We start from the raw sequence: 18,242 nt of genomic DNA on the forward strand, positions 1-18,242 counted from the left end.
ATGACACTCGACTCGACACATAACGCGCTGCGGCGGCTGATCCGTTGCCTGTTTGCGGAACGCATTCTCGATCCTCGTGCGCTGCGCTTCGGGCCGGAGGGCCACCGGGCCCGGCTGCCGTTGTGCGATTCCGGAGCGCTGCACTTCGAGGATCTGCGCCGTAAGCCGGCCGGCACATTTGTCAACCACGGTGCCGTGACCCTCGTCAAGCCGGGAGAACCTTCCGTAGCGGTGGAGACACCGGATCACCTGATCAACATCATCAGACGTTCTTCGAGCCTCGAGATCACCGACGAGAGCGCCGCCGCCCTCAACGCAGACATCGCCAACAGCATCGCCAACGACAGGCTCGCTCGATCCCACCGCCACACCTGGAACGCCGAACTCGCTCGCCGCATCTCCACGGGCGAGTCGCATGGCCTCATCGACTACCTGCGCCGGCACCACAGCACGCGTGAAGCTGCGATCCTGCTGGACCAGTGGGGATCGCTGGAAGGGCATCCCTTCTATCCCACGTGGAAGACCAAGCCAGCCCTGAGCACCGACGAGATGGTGCGGCTGTCGCCCGAGTTCGGCCCGACGGTGCCGGTGCGCATCGCCGCGCTACGTGCCGATATGGCCTACGTCGAACAGATGCCCCATGTGCGCGGCGTTCACGAGTACTTCGCTACCCGCTTCCCGCAGGCACAACAGCGCTGGAAGGACCACCTGAACGCGAGGGGGCTCGACGAGACGGCGTGGTTGCCACTGCCGATCCACAGCTGGCATCTGGAGAACTTCGTCCGACACCAGTACCGCGACGAGGTGGAGGCGGGTCTGCTGCTCACCGAGGGACCGGACATCGACACACGCCCCACGATGTCGTTCCGGACCATGCTACCCACACATCCGGGCGGTGCACCGTTCATCAAGCTGCCAGTCGCGCTGTGGATGACCAGCGAACAGCGCAGCCTGCAGGCCAAGTCCATCCACATGGGGCCACGCATCTGCACCGTGATCGAGCGCATCCTCGCTGCCGAGTCCGGCTTCGACAACACGCTGGAGATCTTCAACGAAGAACTCGCCTACTACTACCGCAACGCGGTGACGCAGGAGGACGCGCCGGGACGTTACCTGTCGGTCGTGTTCCGCGACAGCACCGCCATCACCCGGCGCGCCGATGACCTGCTCCCTGTTCCCGTGGCGGCACTGTTCACTGAGTCGCCCACGACCGGCCGGCCGCTGGTCACCGAACTCATCGTGGCTGGCAGCGGCCGGGCGACCGCCGAGACGGTTGAGTCGTTTTACCGTCGGTACGCTCGCACCGTACTGCGACCGGTTATCTCCATCTATCTGCTGTACGGCATCGGCTTGGAGGCTCATCAGCAGAACACCTTCGTGTTGTTCGATGCGGGCGGTCGCGCCAGGTCCCTGCTGATCCGCGACTTCGGCGACGGGCAGACCTTCGCACCGTTACTCAACGAGGGCGGCCACACGTTGCAGCCCTATCGGAGCGAAGGCATTCTTCCCACCGTCTTCACCGACAGCATAGATCCCGTCCGCAGCTTCGTGATCAATGCCTGCCTCGTCCCTCACCTCCATGAGCTGGCGATGCTTCTGGCCGACGAGTACGGGCTCTCCGCCAGGCGTCTCCGAGACACGCTCCGCGACGAACTGCTCGCCGCGTTCGATGCGATCAAGCATCGGGTGCCCAGCAAACTGTGGAGGGTCGAGCGAGAGGCGTTCGCGGAACAGCCCTGGCCGACGCGTTCCTTCCTGCGAATGCACCTGACAGGGTACGCGAACTACCGATTGCGGCACGAACTGCCCAATCCGCTAGTACAAGATGAAGCGTGAGTACCTCGGCAACGATTCGGACGCTCTTCGTCATCCAGTTGGCGGCGATGGGCGCGATGGAGATGAGCGGGCCGTTCTGGCCCCTCCATCTGCGCACCCTGACGGATTCCGACTGGCTTTTCGGCGTGGCCGCCACCGGGGTTTACGTGGGACCGCTACTCGGTGTGATGCTCACCAGCGTGCACTGGGGGCGCATCGGCGATCGCCACGGTCACAAGCCCATGGTGATACGGGCCCTGCTCGGGCTGTCGATAACACAACTGGCGCTGGCCTGCAGCACCGAAGTATGGATGATCCTGGCCCTGCGCTTCGTGCAGGGCGCGTGCGCGGGCGCCATCGCCCCGATTCAGGCATACAGTGTTAGCCTCGGGTCACGGACACGCCGCGTGCGGCTTCTGACATACCTGCAGGTGGCCACCAACGTGGGCTCGCTCATGGGTGCGCTGGCCGGCGGGTTGACCCTCGACGGGGCGAGCTTCTTCTGGATAAACCTTGCCGCGTCGATAACCTGTCTGGTGTGCGCGGTCGCCGCCTGGACTCTGCTACCGCAGGTGCCTCCGACAAGGCCGACGGTGGTAGGAACACCAGCTCAAGCCGGCCGTGGTGGCGGTCTGGGAGCGACACCGGTGCCGGCGTTGCTGACCATCATCGGCATCTTGTTGATGAGCCGGATGATCACTCAGACCCAGTTCTCGCTGTACGTCACTACCGTCTTCGGGGTGCGCAACTGGCTTGTGGGCATATGCTACGGCCTGCTTGCGCTCGGCTTTGTCACTGGTGCGCCGTTCTGGGCGCGGCAACTGGAGGGCAAGAGGCTGCCGCAGGTGCTGCCGCAGATTGGCTGCATCGCAGCGGCCTGCGTGGCCCTGACCGCCCTGGGGGGCGTTACGCGTCACGTGGCAGTCTTCGCCGCCGTGCACTTCATCTGGGGAATACTGCTCGGCGCGACGACTCCCGTGCTGACGTCATTGGCCTCGCGGGCAGTCGCCGCCTCCAGTCAAGGGCGGGTGCTCGGCATGGTGCAGAGCACAGGTCAATTCGCATCCATTACCGGAATTGCCCTGGGCATGTGGCTGGGCCAGGTGATCGGACTGACATCCACATATTTCATCGTCTCGGCATCGTACGCCACAGCTGTGGCAGTCATAGTCGCCGTCTGGCGGGCCTCGCGCTCACGCTGGCCCGATGCCGACAGTCACGTGGCGGAAGGTGCTGGCGCAGGTGTAGCCGTTGTTCCGGGCCAGGTGCCGGTGCGCGATCCGGTGGACCAATAGACCATCGGGACGATGCCGAGGCGACCACGCCAACGCCCAGCGGCGCGGTCACACGACGGTCCGTCCAATGCCGACTCCGGGACCGGCGCGGTCAACTGCTGCAACGGCCCGCCCTCACCGGTCAGCTCCCACCCGTCACCACGGGCTCGATCGACCAGCATCGCGACCGGTCCTGCCGCTCGCGCCGGCGACGCCCTGAGCGGACCGTCCGGACGGCCGCTAGACTGCCCGTCGCGACAGGATGACCGTCTGTCAGCCGTGGCCGTGCTGCGCCCTGCTCGGCGAAGGGAAGTGGTGGCCCCAGGTGAGCACGCTGCCGGGACTCGCGGCGGACACCGCCTCCACCGCCTTGGCGATAATGGCCCCGGACGGCCGCCTTCTCTGGTGCAACCCGGCCGGCCACCGGTTGGGTGTCGGGCTGGCAGAGTTGCCGCTGGGGCAGATCGGGCCCGACGGGCCCGCGGTGGACCACCCGGTGCGAGATGCCGACGGGGCCACCAGGTGGTTACGGGTGCGATGTCACGGCATGGAGCACGAGGGGCAACCGCTGCGCCTGTACGAGCTGCGTGACGTCAGCGCCGAGCGGCAGGAACGCGACCGTGGGCGCAACTACCGGTGGCGGCTGGCCCACCTCGAGCAACTCGCCAAGGTCGGCACCTGGGAGTGGAACGTACTGACCGGTGAGGTCGTCTGGAGCGACGTGCTGCTGCAGATGTTCGGTCTGCCTGCTGATGCGCACCTCGACTACGAATCCTACCGGCAGATGTTGTACCCGGACGACGTCGCGATGATCGAAGGGACGTTGGAGAAGGCCCTGCGCGACGGCGGCTCGTTCTCCTACACGCATCGGATGTACCTCGCCGACGGTGCGACACTGCGCGTCTTCGAGTGCTACGGCGAGGTCTTCCCCGATGCCGCTGGGGCGCCGGCGCGCGTCCTGGGCACCGCCCACGACATCACCGCGATGCGGCGGGTGCAGGACGAGCTGACCAAGCTGGCCGAACGCGACCCGCTGACCGATCTGCCGAACCGCCGTGCCCTACTGGCCCGCCTCGACGACCTGATCGCCGAGCTGCGGGAACGGTCCGCGGCGTTGCTGCTGATCGACATCGACAACTTCAAGGACATCAACGACGTGCACGGGCACGCGGTCGGCGACGACGTGCTGCGCGTCCTGGCCCGGCGGCTGCTGCACGAGCTGCCCGACGGCACGGTGCTGGGCCGCCTGGGCGGCGACGAGTTCGCGGTCGTCCTGCCGGGGGCGTACGCCGAGGACGCCCTCGCCGTCGCCGAGCGGCTCTGCGACGCCTGTGTCCGCACGCCCGTGCCGTTGGCCGGCACCGGGCTGCGGGTGACCCTGAGCATCGGTGCCGCCTCGCTGGAACCGGGCGACACCCGCGACACCGTCCTCGCCCACGCCGACCTCGCCCTGTACGAGGCGAAGAACGCCGGCCGCAACCGGGCCAGGCTCTACCTGCCGGAGCAGTACCGGCACGCCGTGCAGCGCGTCAACGTGGTGACCCGGGTCCGCAAGGCCCTCGACGAGAACCGGATGCGGTTGGACACCCAGCCGATCATCGACCTGTCGACCGGGGAAGTGGTCAGCCGCGAGCTGCTCATCCGGCTGCGGGACGGCGGCGAGCCCAGCCTGTCACCGGCGGAGTTCCTGCCGACCGTGGAACGTGACGACCTCATCGGTGAACTCGACCGGTGGGTGGTGTCCACCGCCACGCAGGCGCTGGCCCACCCCGAGGCCATGACGGCGGGAATGTGCTTCGACGTCAACATCTCGGCCCGCTCCCTGGAATCGCCGGGCTTCGGTGACTGGGTGGTGCGCACCCTGCGCGCGGCCGGTATCGACGCGAGCCGGCTCGGCCTGGAGATCACCGAGACCGCGGCGATCACCAATGTCGCCGCGGTGCGGCACCTCGCCGGCATCCTGCGCGACGCCGGTTGCCGGCTGAGCCTGGACGACTTCGGCGCCGGGTTCGGCTCGTTCGCCTATCTCAAGCACCTGCCCTTCAGCACCGTCAAGATCGCGGGCGACTTCGTCCGCCAGGCGGATCACGGCGGCGCCGACCCCGTGCTCATCGACGCGGTCGTCCGCGCCGCGCACGGCCTGGGCATGCGAACCGTCGCCGAGTCGGTGGAGCGCGCCGCACTGGTGCCGGCGCTGCGGATGCTGGGCGTGGACGCCGGCCAGGGCTACCACCTGGGCCGACCGGCCCCATTGGACGAACTACTCGGTCGAACGTTCGACTCGCGGCAGGGCGGCGGGGCGGCCGGGACGGTCGTGGGGCATCCTGAACCCTGATCAACCGCCCCGGTTTGGAGACTCAGGTGAACGCACCCCGGACAAGGCCGTTCCCCACCGGCGTCGAACTCGTCACGAGCGATCTCGACGCTGCCCGTAGCTTCTACCAGGACCTGTTCGGCTGGACGTACCAGGCCACCGCCGACGGCTGCACCGCGTCCGCCGACGGGGTTCCCGCCGCCGACCTGCGGTTCGGTCCTGCCCCGGCCCGCTGGTGGACTGTCTTCGGCACCGCTGACGAGGCCACCGTCCGGGCCGCCGCCGGCGCAGCCGGCGCCCGGCTGACCGGCGACGAGGTGCACGACCCGTTGGGCGGGAGCTTCCGGCTACGCACCGCACCGGCCCCGGTGGCCCCGGGCCTCGGCCGGCCCTGCTGGTACGAGTACATGACGACCGACCCGGCCGGAGCGGACCGCTTCCACACCGCCGCCCTGGGCCTGCGGCCCAGCGTGCCACCCGGCGCCCCCGACGACTCGTACGCCCTGCTCGTCGGCGACGTCGCGCCGGTCGCCGGCCGGCTCGCCACGCCTGCGCCGCTGGACACCCTGCTGCCGGCCGGCTGGATGGTCTATCTGGCCGTGGCGGACCCGGACGACGTCGCCGAGCGGGCCCAGCGGGGCGGTGGTCGACTGCTGGTGCCGCCGCGCGACGTGGTGACCGGCCGGGTCTGCGCGCTCGCCGACCCGGCGGGAGCCGTCTTCACCGTCATTCGACCGGCCCACACCCGCTGAGGGGGCGGGCACGCGATGATGGTGGCGTGAAGGCGATCTACCCTGACGACGGCGGTGGCGACCGAAAGGCGGATCCCGGGGCCGTGCCCGGTCTGCGCCCCGCGCCCGACGTTTCGGCCGACGCCGCGTCCCGCCTGCTTGAGGTCGATGGGGAGACGTTCGTGCTCCGCTCGAACGGGCGGGGCGGCACCGACTACGCCTGGGTCAGCGGGCCGAACCCCGGCTACGGCTTCGGCGTCAGCCCGACGACGAACCTGTCGGAGCACACCAAGAACATCCGTGACTTCCTGGACACCGTCGACTCCGGCACCGGATACATCGAAGACGAGTGAGCCGGTACGACGGCTCGGCCGTGCCCCGGTGGTGAAGAGGGCACCGCGGAGCGCGGAGCAGAAGACGCCGTTCTCGTCCGGTCGATGACGACGCAGAAGGAAGCGTGCGCCTGTCGTCGGTCTCGGGATCAGCGGGATCGCCACCGCCTTGCGTCTGCGCTCCATCGGTGGGGAGCCGGCGATCGTGGAGAGGGCGTCCGGTCGTCGCCAGGGCGGCTACTTCGTCGGCGTCTTCGGCGCGGGCCAGGCCGCCGCACGGCGGCTCGGCATCCTGGACGCCATTCCCGACCGGTCGGCGGAGAAACAGCGTCGACTACGTCGTCACCCGTGCCGGCGAGCGCAGGTCCGGGCTGGCATGGGTGTACGCGGTGCGATTCGGCTACCGCGCGGCCTGGCCCCGCGCCGAGTGGGGCCAGCGGATGGGCGACGGTCAGGCTGATCGGGTGGTGGCGCAGTCACGGGTTCGCGTCCCCGACAGGGCGGGCGTCGGTGGGGCGGGCGCGGGTCACTGGCCGGACTGGCCGACGCGCAGCAGGACCGCCGAGAGGTGGAAGCCGGTGCCGACCGAGGCGATCACCACGTACGGCATGACGATCTCGGCGAAGAAGTGGGACAGGTTCACCGGGTAGGTGGCGAGGACGAGATTGCCGTACGTCTCCAGCGTCTCCAGGTACTGGCCCGGTCTGATCCGTTCCGCCCAGTGGTCCAGCAGGAGCCGCGACCCCTGGTGCGTGATCAGCGCGGTGTCGCCGCCGGAGACGCCGTTGCGGGCAAGCAGCCCGTTGACCATGTCGGGCAGCGTGTCCCGCATCAGCGTGAGGTAGACGTCCACACCCTCGGTGGGGTCCATGTCGTACGTCGGCAGCGGCAGATTGTCGGGACCGAGCGGAAGGTGCCGCGCGCCGCCGGGGCCGGCGACCGGCCGCAGGCGCATTCGCATGGCGTGGAAGTGCTGGCTCGCCGTCCGGGTCTCGTGGTCGACGACGACGAACCGGTCGGACGGCCCGAGGAGCACGGCACCGGCCCCGTCGCCGGCGGTCGAGGCGTGGCCCCGGGTGTAGTCCAGGTGCCGGGTCCAGTTGGAGCCGCAGGCGACCAGCACCCGCCGGGCGCGCCCGGCCGCGATCGCCTCGCTGCCCAGCACGAGGCCGACGGCGAAGTTGGAGAACTCGCTGTTGATCGGGACGACCATCGCCCGCTCCGGCAGGCCGAGGTCCCGGTGGACGGCGAACAGCGGGTTCGGCGTGGCGTAGTCCGGGACGGAGACGTACCCGTAGAGGCGATCCACCTCTTCGGGGGCGACGTCGGCGTGGCGCAGGGCGCGCCGGCAGGCGTTCACCACCAGCGGCTCGATCCGCCCGTCTGCGCCGAGGACACGCCGCTCCCGCAGCCCGAGGAAGAGCGCTGCCTCGCTGACGCCTCGGGCGTCCGCCGATCTGTCCAGGCCCGCGAAGATCGGATCGTCGTTGCGGCGTATCTGGGACGGCAGGGCGTGGCCGCACCCGAGGACACCGGCGGTGGGAGCGGGGCTGGCAGGCGCGCGCTGCGTCGGCGCGGCTGTCCGGGCCGCCGGGTCACCAGGCATGGTCCACCCCCGACGGGGTGCCGGCAGAGGCGGGCGACCGGGATGCGCCGGTCGCAGAGGCCGCACGCAGGGTCTCCGCCCGGCCACGCAGGGCCCACGGGACCTCCTCCGGGTCGACGATGACGTCGATGACGTGGGGCCGGTCCGCGACGAGGGCCGCGGTGACCGCCGGGTCCAGGTCGTCGAGTCTGGTCACGGTCGTGGCGGCGGCGCCGAGCCCGCGGGCCACCGAGGCGATGTCGATGGGGTGGCGGAACAGCGCGTCGTGCGAGCGCTGGTACATCATGCTTTGCACGTTGTGCACCATCCCGTGCCCGCCGTTGTTGAGGATCACCCACACGATCGGCACCTCGTACTCGACGGCGGTGTGCAGCTCCATCCCGTTCATCGCGAAGGCCGCGTCGCCCACGAGCGCGACGACCGGCCTTTCGGGGCGGGCGAACTTGCCGCCGATCGCGGCTCCGCTGGCGTACCCCATCGCGCCGACGTTCAACGAGACGAAGATCTCGCCCGGCGTCCGGCAGACAAAGTACTGGCCGAGCCAGCTCAGGCAGTTGCCGTTGTCCGCGAAGATCAACGTCTCGGGGGGCAGCACCTCGCTGAGCCGGGCCACCACGGCGGAGGCCCGCAACCGGTCGTGCCCGGCCTGGAGGGCTGCCGACCTGTAGTAGCGCGAGGAGCGCGGCACGATCCGCTCCGTCGAGCCGGCCCCGCCGGGTCCGGCGGTGGGGAGCCGCTCCAGGAGCGCCCGCAGCACGGCGTCGGCGTCGCCGACCACGCCCACATCGGTGGGGAAGTGCTTGCCGATCTGCAACGGGTCGACGTCGACGTGGGCCACCCGCCGACCCGCGAGCAGGCGCGGGTGCCAGCCGTGGGTCGCCAGTTCGCCGAGGCCACTGCCGACCACCACGACGAGGTCGACCTCGTCGGACAGGAGGTGGTCGTGCGCGGCCGGATGGCCGCCGAACCCGAAGGTCCCCAGCGACAGGGGATGGTCCTCGGGGAAGACGCTCTTGCCCTTGATCGTGGTCGCCACGGGTATGCCACCCCACTCGGCGAGACGGACCAGTGGCCCTCCGGCCTTGGCGAGCTTCGCTCCCTGGCCAGCGAGGAGGACGGGCCGGCGGGCCGCGGTGAGCTGCCGGGCCAACTCCGCGACGGCGGCCGGGTCCGGAGCCGACGCTGTCACCGTCACGGCCGTGTCGACGTCGAGCGGTCCGGTCGGCACCGCGGCCGGCAGCAGGTCGGCCGGGACGTTGAGGTGCGCCGCCCCCGGGCGGCCGTGCAGCGCGGTGCGGATCGCGTGCCGCGCCAGCCGCGGCAGATGGGCCGGATGGGCCGGCATCGCGGAGAGCTTCGTCGCCGACCGGTAGGTGTCGACGACGTCCAGGCTCCAGTTGCCGCCGCTGGAGTCCTGGAGCGCGCCGCGGCCGAACGAGTCGGTCGCGATCTGTGCCGTCAGCAGCAGGACCGGCACGGAGTCACTGGTCGCGCTCGCGATTCCGGTCAGCGCGTTCGTCGCACCGGGGCTCGTGGTGGTACATGCCATGCCGAGCCCGCCACCGGCCTGGGCATAGCCCAGCGCCATGAAGGCGGCGCCCTCCTCATGCTTGGCGAGCACCGACCGGACCGCGTCCTGCCGTGCCAGCGCCGCATAGAAGGCGAACAGCGGACCGCCCGGGACCCCGAAGACATGGGTGACCCGGTTGGCCGCCAGACAGCGCAGGATCACGTCCGCCACTGACGACTCCGACCTCATCCCGACCCCCTTCCCCGTGTATGCCGATGCCTGCGGGCGCTCCGGCGGGAGTACCCCCACACGCGGCCTCCGTTGCCAGAGACAAGCAGCATGTGCCCGCCGGGGACCGGTGGCACCAAGACATGTTTGGGCCCGTTGTCCCATTGGAGTAGGTCCCCACGCGCAACTCGACCGGACGGCGCAGCAGACGGAGCCGATGAGCCGTCGGTTCCCTGCTCAGCGTGGGCGGTGCATCGTCCGGTACCGGCCGGGCGGGGCACCGTGGGAGCGGGCGAAGGCGCGGCTGAACGCCGGCGTGGAGTGGTAGCCGACGGCTGCCGCGATGGACTCGACGGGTTGGTCGGTGGTCCTCAGGCGGCTGGCGGCGAGGTCCAGCCGCCATTGGGTGAGGTAGGCGGCGGGTGCCAGGCCGACCGCTGCGGAGAAACGGCGGGTGAGGGTCGACCGTGAGGCGGCGACCGCGGCGGCGAGGGTCTGGGTGGTCCAACGGCGGGCAGGGTGGGCATGCAGGTGCTGCAATGCGCGATGGACCAGCGGGTCGCCCATCATGCCGAGCCAGGTGCCTCGGCGTTCGCCGGCGCGGGCGGGCAACCAGGCGCGCAGCACCTGGATCAGGGCGATGTTGACGAGGGAGGCGAGCACCACCGTGGAAGCGATCTGCGGGTGGGCGAGTTCACGGCCGAGCATCCGGACGGTGTCGTCGAGGCCGTCGGCACCGGTGCCGCCCCGGACGTGCATCAGCTCGGGCAGGGCGAACAGGAGTTGGGTCCGTACGGTCCGGTCACAGTCGTAGGCGATGGTGATGATTCTGGTGTCCGGGGCGCTGGTGCCGAAGCGGACCGCCTGACCGGTGCGCTGGACCCGGGCCAGCTCGACCGGATCACAGGCTGTCACCGGCGAACCGGGCGCGTCACCCAGTACGTAGGGGACGCCCGCCTCAAGGAGGACGACGTCGCCGGTGCCCAGCCGCAGCGGCGCATGCCCCGCCCGCGTCAGCCAGGCCCCGCCGGCGGTGATGGCGTGCAGACCCGCAGCCGAGCTGTCCTCGCCGGCGACGGCCCACCGCCCGCCGGCCTCGATGCAAGCGCCGAGCGTGCCGCGCACCCCGGCCACCCGCAGCACGTCGCTCACCACATCCATGACGCAGAAGGTTAACTATCTGCGGCAGGAGAGCATCGACTGGGTCGTTCCACGGTCCGTACGGTTTCCACATGATCAACAAAGCAGTACGGGCCCCGGACGTCACCGAACCTCGGCACGAGCGTCGTCACCGGATGAGGGCTGTGCAGTTCGACCGCTTCGGATCCCCCGACGTCCTCGTGCTCCGCGACGTCACCACACCCGACCCGGGCGTCGGTCAGATCCGGATCGCGGTACGGGCGTGTGGCCTGAATCCCGCCGACTGGGCGATCGTCGCCGGCCTCTTCGCCGACCAACTGCCGCCCCCGCCGCGCGGCGTCGGACTTGAGGTCTCCGGCGTCGTCGACGCGGTCGGCCCGGGCGTCACCGACGTCGAGGTCGGCGACCGGGTGTTCGGACCGGTGCCCTACGACGGCCCGACGGCCGGTGCCGCCGAGTACGCGCTGATGACCACCTGGGCCCGCCTTCCCGACGGTGTCACCGACGAGCAGGCCGCCGCACTGCCGATGGCCGCCGACACGGCGTGGCACGCCCTCGACGACCTCGGCGTGCGGCCCGGTGAGCTGCTGCTGGTGCACGGCGCGGGCTCCAGCGTCGGCGAGGCGGCGGTGCGCCTCGCTCTGCACCGAGGCGTCCGGGTGATCGCCACCTGCGGCTCGGCCAAGGCCGCCGCCCTACGGCAGGCCGGCGCCACCGTGACCGGCTACGGCGAAGGCATGAGCGAGCGGGTCACCACCCTGGCCGCCGGCCGCATCGACCGGGCTCTGGACGCCACCCCGATCGCTGGCCGGGCCGACCGCCCCGGCCAGGCCAGCCCGTCCGGTAGTGCGTTGCCGGCCCTGATCGACCTGACCGGCGACCCCGACCGGGTCCTGACCATCTCGGACTTCGCCGCCGCGGCTGAACTCGGTACCCGGAGCACGTATATCGACATGCGCTACGACCTGCTCGACGAGATCGCCCGGCTGGCCGGCAGCGGGGTCCTGACCGTCACGATCGCCCGCACCTTCACCCTCGACGCCGTCCGGGAGGCCGCCGACCTCAGCTGTTCCGGGCGGCCCGGCGGCAAACTCCTCCTGCTGCCGTAGTCACCACCCGGCGAGGCCACGGCGTACGCGATCGGGTGCCCCTCCATCGCGTACGCCGTCGAGCGGGGCCGTGGCGCGCCCCCGGACCGGCATCGCGCCGCCGTCGCGGAGAACACCTGGCACGAAGAGCTGCGCAAACGCACGGAACACTGCGTGCGGCCGGCGCAGCCGCACTCACCGGACGGCGAAGAACGCCTCGTCTCGGCCGGTCAGCCGGCTGCGGCGGTCAGCGCGGCGTGCAGATGGTCCCGGGTCTCGTCGTCGAAGGCGACGAGTCGTACCCGCTGCACGTTCGTCGGTGTGGACGTGATCGTCGCCACGGCGATCCGGGCCGCCCGCTCGGCGGGGAAGCCGTACACGCCGGTGGCGATCGCGGGGAAGGCCACGGTCCGGGCGTTGAGTTCGTCGGCGACCTGCAGGCTCCTGCGGTAGCAGGAGGCCAGGATCTCGTCCTCGCCGTGGCCGCCGCCCTCCCAGACCGGCCCGACGGTGTGGATGACGTGGCGTACCGGCGGGTCGAGGTCGAACGCTGGCGTCGGCATCGCGTCACCCGGCGGGCAGGGGCCGACGGCGCCCCCTGCCCGGGCCAGTCGAGGACCGGCGGCGCGGTGGACCGCCCCGTCGACACCACCGCCACCCAGCAGCGACTCGTTCGCGGCCGTGACGATGACGTCCACGTCTTCCCGCGTGATGTCGCCCAGCACCACCTCGATCGTCGCCACGGCAGAATCCTGGCACACGTCAGACGACCGCGTCGTCATGACCGCCCCTGCTGCCTCAACCACCGGTCACGGCACGCGGTCGCCCCGTCGACCAACCAGCGCGACCCCACCCCCGGCCGGCGGCCGGACCAGCACGCGAATCGTCCGCCCTCACCGGCCTGCGGTGTCGATGCGGGCCAGGGTGCCGTTCTCCAGGGCCGTCCACAGGGCGCCGTCGGGTCCGAGGGTGATGCCGTGCGGCTCGCAGCGCGGGGTGGGCAGGTCATGGACTTCGATGGTCCCGGTGGTGGTGATGGAGCCGACCCGGTTACCCGCCCACTCGGTGAACCACAGGTCGCCGCTGCCGCTGGTGGTGATGGCGTGGGGGCGGCCGGCGCGGTCGGGTAGCGCAAACTCGTCGATCGTGCCGTCGGGGGTGATCCGCCCGATCTGGCCGGCGGCGATCTCGACGAACCAGACGGCGGCGTCGGGGCCGGCGGTGATCCCCACGGGGGCGGCGGCTTCCGTGGGCAGCGGGTGCACGGTGACGGTGCCGTCGGTGTCGATCCGGCCGATCGCGTTCGCCTGGTTCATGGTGAACCACAGGGCGCCGTCGGGGCCGGCCGTGATGGCCGACGGGTAGGCGCCGGTGAGCGGGAGCGGGAACTCGGTGACCGCACCGTCGGTGGTGATCCGGCCGACGCGGTCGGCGTTCATCTCGGTGAACCACAGCGCGCCGTCGGGCCCGGGCGCGATGCCGTACGGCCCGCCGTCGCGGCTGGGTACGGGGAACCGGGTGGTCTCGCCGTCGGTGGTGATCCTCCCGATGCGGTGGGCCCGGGACTCGGTGAACCACAGCGCGCCGTCGGGGCCGGGGACGATGATCGTGGGCTGTCCGGCGGGGTCGATGAGGTGGGTGGTGGGTGCCTCGCCCGGGACCACACGTCCGACCTGGCCGCTGTGGGCGAGCGTGAACCACAGGGCACCGTCGGGTCCGGTGGTGACGCCGTACAGGCCGCTGCCGGCGTCGGTCACCGGGTATTCCTGGATGACGACGGATGTCACGGGGTTCGCTCCAGTCGGTTGTCGATGGCGATGCGTTCGATCTCGGCGGGTGTGCCGGCCATCAGGGTGCGGCGGCAGCGCCGGGCGTCGCCACCGGGTGAAGGGCCGTCGGGTCAGGCGTCACGGGAAACCTCACTCGTTAAGGCTACGGATGTAGCGATAGAATCCTGGCATGGCGTCGCCACCACCGACAAGCGATCACCCCGACGAGACGGTGACCGCCCCCGCGCGCCGACCCGGCGGACGCAGCGCAGCGGTCCGCCGCCGCGTCCTCGACGCCGCGCTCGCCCAGTTGGTGCAGCACGGCTACGACTCCCTGAGCATCGAGGTGGTCGCCGAACGCTCGGGTGTCCACCGCACGACGGTCTACCGGCGCTGGCGGGACGTCGGTGGCCTGCTCGCCGACGTCCTCGACGAAGCGGGTGCCGACGCCTGGCGTCCGCCCGACACGGGATCACTCGAAGGTGACCTGGTCGCGGTCAACCGCGAGGTCTACACCGCGCTGACCACCGACCCGGTGACCGTCGCGCTGATCGCCGCGTCCTTCCGGTCGGAGCGGGCCGCCCATGCCTTGAGCGCCTTCTGGGCCGGCCGGTACGACCGCTGCGCCGACATCACCCGCCGCGCCGTCGACCGCGGTGAGATTCCGCCGGGCACCGATGCGCGCCGACTGCTCATCGCCACCACCGCCCCGCTGTACCACGAGCTCGTACTCCTGCGGGCGGCGACGGACGCGGACCTTCCCGACCGTGTCGCCCGCAGCGCGACCACCGCCGCCCGCGCGGGCGCCTTCACCGACCCGTTGTCCACGATCTCCTCGGCAGAAGCAGCCCACACCCACCACCACAGGCCACCCACGCCGTAGTCGTGGCACACCAGATACCGCTTCCTCACCGCATCCATCCGGCGAGGGTGCCACAGCACGGCGGAGCGATCCGACCAGGTCGTGCCGTCGTGGACGGCGTCGGAACGGTTGCCGTCAGCCGATCGCGCCACCCTGCGCCGCGCGCCGGGCCGACATGCTGCACCGGAAAACGGGCCCGCGTCGGCTACGGCGGACGATGACGCGACGCCCGGCATCGACGCCCGCCCGTCCCGGGGTCAGGTCGACCCGCACAGTGCGGCGACCGCCACCCCGAGACCACCTGCGGTGGTGGCCAGCGTGACGGCCGCCAGCCAGGGGCCGGACGGAGGGGCCGAGCCCGGCGGGGCCGGGGTGTCGCAGGGCGGGAGGCGTCGACGCAGTGCCGCCGCGACGACGACCACGACCGTCGTCGCGGCGGCGACGGCGGCCAGGAAGACCCATCCGCCCAGGTGCGGCAGGAGGAAGCGGCCGGCCGCGACCGCCGCCACGACGAAGGCTGCGGCGGTCCGCCGCCACGCCAGCACCGTCCGCTCCACCTGGAGGCCGCCGTCGTCCAGGCGTACGGAGCCGGGTGCGTTCACAGGACCAGCCCCAGCAGGAGCAGGACCGCGACAAGCAGCAGGCCCACGCCGAGCGGCAGGGCCAGCAGCGGCGGCGGGAGGCTCCGGCCCAGGCGCAGGGCGGTCTCGGTGCCCGTCCAGCCGAGCCAGGCCTGGGCCGGCGCGGCGGCGCCGAGCACGATCAGCACGATCGCCGCGGCCCGGCGCATCCCGGGCACCATCGGCAGGTCCACCGCCTCCAGGGCAACGCCGGCCGCCACGAGCGCCAGGGACGTGCGGATCCAGGCCAGAAACGTGCGCTCGTTGGCCAGGCTGAAGCGCGGGTCCGGGTCGCTGCCCCGGCCGAAGACGCGGCGTGGCCACCGACCCGGTTCGGCACGTCTCACCATGCCGCGACCCCCTTGCCGACTGCGATGACGCTTCCCGTGAGGGCGAGCGCCAGCACCCAGCGCCGGGTGGTGGTCTCGGGTAGCCACCGTTGCAGGTAGTGCCCGCCGCCGATCCCGGCCAGCATCGCCACGCCGCAGGCCAGCAGCAGGTGCCAGGACAGGACGGGGGCTCCCTTCGCGGCGAGCGACAGCAGGTTCGTCACGAGGCCGACGAGCTGCACGGTCGGGACGAAGCTGCGGTGCTCCCAACCGGTGCTGGCGGCGTAGACGGCCAGCGGCGGCCCGCCCGTGCCCGCCGTGGTGTTGAAGAAGCCGGACGCGAACCCGGAGGCCAGCGCCCCGCTGCGGTGCCGCAGGAACGGCATGCTGCGGCCCGCCGCCACCCACGCCACCGACCCCGCCGTGGTCAGGCCGATGCCGACGAGCAGGACCGGGCCGGGTAGTTCGCGGACCACCCAGACGCCCAGCGGCAGGGCCAGGACCACGCCGGCGATCATCTGGACGGCCATGCGGCGGTGCAGCGCCCGGGCGGTCACGCACAGCACGATCAGGTTGATCACGGCGGAGAGCAGGTTGGCCAGCGTGACCCCCGAGAAGGGGCCGAGGATCACCACGAGGAACGGGGCGGCGACCAGGGCGAAACCCAGGCCGGTCGCGCGTTGCATGGTGGCCCCGAGCGCGACCGCGCCGACCGCGAGCAGGTCGCCCACGGGGGCCATGTCAGTGCGACACGGCGTCGTCAACCACGTCGACGAGGCGGCGCAGCCGGTCGACCGAGATCGTGCGCAGGTCGTCGGCCATGGTGGGGCTGCCCACCACCGAGGCCCAGACGGCCCGGCCGGCGAGGAAGCCCGAGGCGCCGGCCCGGCAGGCGAGCCGTACGGCATCGGGGAACACCTGCGCGGGGACGCCTGAGGACAGCACCACCCACGGGCTGCTGATCACCGACGACAGCGCGGCGCATCCGGCGGTGATCTCGTCCGGGGTGCCCTTGCCGTGGGTGGGCACCTCCGCCTTGTAGAGGTCGGCGCCGAGGTCGCCCAGCTCGCGGGCTGCCGCGTGGATTCCTGCCTCGTGGTCGTACGCGCCGCCGTCGCGTGGGCCGCGGGAGACGGGCTCGATGATGCTGACCAGCCCGGCCTCGCGGCAGCGGGCGACGAAGTCGGTGACCAGGGCGACGCGTGGCTCCGGTGCCTCGTCGGGCCGGTAGAGCACCAGGAGCTTGAGGGCCTTCGCGCCCTGCTCGCGCACGGTGGCGGGGTCGACCTGCGGGTCTATCGTCACGTCCGCCACGAACTCGGTGGCGCTCGGGGTGAACGCGTCGGCCGCCGCGATGAGGGCGCACGACGGGTCGACGGCGTTCTCCGCGATCACGGCGTCCCAGCCGAACTGCTTGTCGACGAGGATCGCGGACGCGTACGGGCTGAGTGCCCGGGCCGCGTCCACCTTGAAGGCGGTGAGGTGTGCGTCGGTCACGGGCTCCGTCTGACGCTCGGCGAACATGGCCCGTAGGGCCTCGCGTTGGTCGACGGCGAGCATGGCGTAGCCGCCCGAGGGGCGGGCGAGGATCGAGGGGTCGACTGTCACTGTTCCTCCAGGGCGGGATCGGCCGGTCTGCCGCCGCAGTCGGCGACGGCGAGACACCGAGATCAGAAGTTGTTAAAAAACTACCATCCCCTGTTAGTCGAAGAACAAGGGCTAGACTGTCGACGTGTCAGTGGAGGCCATGCGCTACGACGGCGCCCCCCAGCGGCGGACGCACATCATGGCCGCGCTGCGCCGCGCCGGCTTCCTCTCGGTCGCCGACATCAGCGCCCAACTCGGCGTCTCGCAGATGACGATCCGGCGTGACCTGCGGCGGCTCGCCGAGGGCGGCGAGGTGCTGCTGGTGCACGGCGGCGTGAGTCTTCCGCCGGGCGGCGCCGGCGGTCCCGGCTACGCCTCCCGCGCGCTCAGCCACGCCGACGCCAAGCGGGCGATCGGTGCCGTCGCCGCCCGCCTGGTCCAGCCCGGCGACACGATCGGCGTCGACAGCGGCACGACCACGGCCGAGGTGGCTCACGCGCTCCCCGAGGACTTCGACGGCTGCGTGATCACCCATTCCGTTCCCGTGCTGGCCCACATGCTGTCCCGGCCCAGGTCGCGGGTCATCGGCATCGGTGGCGAGCTGCTGCACGACAACCAGGCCATGGTCGGTTTCGCCGCGCTGGACCTGGTCCGGCGCATGCGCGTGCGCCTGCTGTTCCTGGGTGCGAGCGCGGTCGACGAACGGGGCGCGTACGTGCGCTCGGAGGTCGAGCTGAGCGCCAAGCACGCCCTGATGGACATCGCCGACGAGGTCGTGCTGCTCGTCGACGCGAGCAAGGTGACCGCGACCGCCCCGGTCCAGGTGTGCGGGTTCGACCGCATCGACACGCTGGTCGTCGAGGGTCCGCTGCCCGACGCGGTGGCGGCGGCGGCGCGTCGCACCGGCACCCGCGTCCTGACCGCGTAGGCCGACCGGACCCGGCCCGGCGACCGCCCGGGATCGGGCGGCTGCCGTACCCGAAGTCGACCGGCTGAGGCATAAGTCCCTTTCGCGCGGCCTCGACTCGCCGTCTTTC

At 71.5% G+C, this 18,242-nt stretch carries 17 protein-coding genes; 8 read left to right on the top strand and 9 right to left on the bottom strand.

Going from position 1 to position 18,242, the window contains the following annotated elements:
* From Q2K16_RS00335 to Q2K16_RS00355, 5 genes are all read left to right on the top strand, one after another.
* The gene (locus tag Q2K16_RS00335; protein WP_302742763.1) at window positions 1-1,836 is read left to right on the top strand and encodes an IucA/IucC family protein; all 1,836 of its coding nucleotides are present in this window, start codon (window positions 1-3) and stop codon (window positions 1,834-1,836) included.
* Window positions 1,833-3,110 (top strand): MFS transporter, encoded by a 1,278-nt coding sequence (locus tag Q2K16_RS00340; RefSeq protein WP_302742765.1) that lies wholly within the window; start codon window positions 1,833-1,835, stop codon window positions 3,108-3,110. The genes Q2K16_RS00335 and Q2K16_RS00340 overlap by 4 nt, the downstream gene beginning before the upstream one ends.
* Before the next feature lie 526 nt (window positions 3,111-3,636).
* Entirely contained in the window at window positions 3,637-5,424 is a 1,788-nt protein-coding gene (locus tag Q2K16_RS00345) for a putative bifunctional diguanylate cyclase/phosphodiesterase (protein ID WP_302742767.1), read from the top strand.
* A gap of 26 nt (window positions 5,425-5,450) precedes the next feature.
* Window positions 5,451-6,155: a VOC family protein gene (locus tag Q2K16_RS00350; RefSeq protein WP_302742769.1), complete on the top strand. Its 705-nt coding sequence runs from the start codon at window positions 5,451-5,453 to the stop codon at window positions 6,153-6,155.
* Window positions 6,156-6,316: 161 nt separating this feature from the next.
* The gene (locus Q2K16_RS00355) at window positions 6,317-6,487 is read left to right on the top strand and encodes a hypothetical protein (RefSeq protein WP_302742771.1); all 171 of its coding nucleotides are present in this window, start codon (window positions 6,317-6,319) and stop codon (window positions 6,485-6,487) included.
* A gap of 505 nt (window positions 6,488-6,992) precedes the next feature.
* On the opposite strand, the gene Q2K16_RS00360 is transcribed toward Q2K16_RS00355, so the two are convergent.
* From Q2K16_RS00360 to Q2K16_RS00370, 3 genes are all read right to left on the bottom strand, one after another.
* The gene (locus tag Q2K16_RS00360; protein ID WP_302742773.1) at window positions 6,993-8,072 is read right to left on the bottom strand and encodes a 3-oxoacyl-ACP synthase III family protein; all 1,080 of its coding nucleotides are present in this window, start codon (window positions 8,070-8,072) and stop codon (window positions 6,993-6,995) included.
* Window positions 8,062-9,813 (bottom strand): thiamine pyrophosphate-binding protein, encoded by a 1,752-nt coding sequence (locus Q2K16_RS00365; RefSeq protein WP_302742775.1) that lies wholly within the window; start codon window positions 9,811-9,813, stop codon window positions 8,062-8,064. Before Q2K16_RS00365 ends, Q2K16_RS00360 begins: the two co-directional genes overlap by 11 nt.
* Before the next feature lie 234 nt (window positions 9,814-10,047).
* On the bottom strand, window positions 10,048-10,971 hold the full coding sequence (locus Q2K16_RS00370; protein WP_302742777.1) for an AraC family transcriptional regulator: 924 nt from the start codon (window positions 10,969-10,971) through the stop codon (window positions 10,048-10,050).
* A gap of 134 nt (window positions 10,972-11,105) precedes the next feature.
* On the opposite strand from Q2K16_RS00370, the gene Q2K16_RS00375 reads away from it, so the two are divergent.
* Entirely contained in the window at window positions 11,106-12,059 is a 954-nt protein-coding gene (locus Q2K16_RS00375; protein WP_302742778.1) for an NADP-dependent oxidoreductase, read from the top strand.
* Window positions 12,060-12,268: 209 nt separating this feature from the next.
* On the opposite strand, the gene Q2K16_RS00380 is transcribed toward Q2K16_RS00375, so the two are convergent.
* Both Q2K16_RS00380 and Q2K16_RS00385 read right to left on the bottom strand, forming a co-directional pair.
* Window positions 12,269-12,781, bottom strand: a complete 513-nt coding sequence (locus Q2K16_RS00380; protein ID WP_302742780.1) for an O-acetyl-ADP-ribose deacetylase — start codon at window positions 12,779-12,781, stop codon at window positions 12,269-12,271.
* A 150-nt stretch (window positions 12,782-12,931) separates the two neighbouring features.
* A complete protein-coding gene (locus Q2K16_RS00385) occupies window positions 12,932-13,825 on the bottom strand; it encodes a Vgb family protein (protein WP_302742782.1) in 894 nt (297 codons plus the stop codon).
* A 172-nt stretch (window positions 13,826-13,997) separates the two neighbouring features.
* Here Q2K16_RS00385 and Q2K16_RS00390 point away from each other — a divergent pair, with 172 nt between their 5' ends.
* Window positions 13,998-14,690 (top strand): TetR/AcrR family transcriptional regulator, encoded by a 693-nt coding sequence (locus tag Q2K16_RS00390; RefSeq protein ID WP_302742784.1) that lies wholly within the window; start codon window positions 13,998-14,000, stop codon window positions 14,688-14,690.
* A 236-nt stretch (window positions 14,691-14,926) separates the two neighbouring features.
* On the opposite strand, the gene Q2K16_RS00395 is transcribed toward Q2K16_RS00390, so the two are convergent.
* Genes Q2K16_RS00395 through Q2K16_RS00410 form a run of 4 tightly spaced genes read right to left on the bottom strand, consistent with a single transcriptional unit; the run spans window position 14,927 to window position 17,226 of the window.
* Complete coding sequence (locus Q2K16_RS00395) at window positions 14,927-15,271, bottom strand: DUF202 domain-containing protein (RefSeq protein WP_302742786.1); 345 nt, start codon at window positions 15,269-15,271, stop codon at window positions 14,927-14,929.
* Window positions 15,268-15,639, bottom strand: a complete 372-nt coding sequence (locus tag Q2K16_RS00400) for a YidH family protein (RefSeq protein ID WP_302742788.1) — start codon at window positions 15,637-15,639, stop codon at window positions 15,268-15,270. The genes Q2K16_RS00395 and Q2K16_RS00400 overlap by 4 nt, the downstream gene beginning before the upstream one ends.
* Window positions 15,633-16,349, bottom strand: coding sequence for a sulfite exporter TauE/SafE family protein (locus Q2K16_RS00405; protein ID WP_302742790.1), 717 nt, complete (start codon window positions 16,347-16,349; stop codon window positions 15,633-15,635). Before Q2K16_RS00405 ends, Q2K16_RS00400 begins: the two co-directional genes overlap by 7 nt.
* A gap of 10 nt (window positions 16,350-16,359) precedes the next feature.
* A complete protein-coding gene (locus Q2K16_RS00410; protein ID WP_302742792.1) occupies window positions 16,360-17,226 on the bottom strand; it encodes a hypothetical protein in 867 nt (288 codons plus the stop codon).
* 124 nt (window positions 17,227-17,350) lie between these two features.
* Here Q2K16_RS00410 and Q2K16_RS00415 point away from each other — a divergent pair, with 124 nt between their 5' ends.
* Window positions 17,351-18,133 (top strand): DeoR/GlpR family DNA-binding transcription regulator, encoded by a 783-nt coding sequence (locus Q2K16_RS00415; RefSeq protein ID WP_302742794.1) that lies wholly within the window; start codon window positions 17,351-17,353, stop codon window positions 18,131-18,133.
* Window positions 18,134-18,242: the final 109 nt, after the last annotated feature.

Origin of the sequence: Micromonospora cynarisoli, from assembly GCF_030518815.1 — a bacterium.
GTDB lineage: Bacteria > Actinomycetota > Actinomycetes > Mycobacteriales > Micromonosporaceae > Micromonospora > Micromonospora wenchangensis.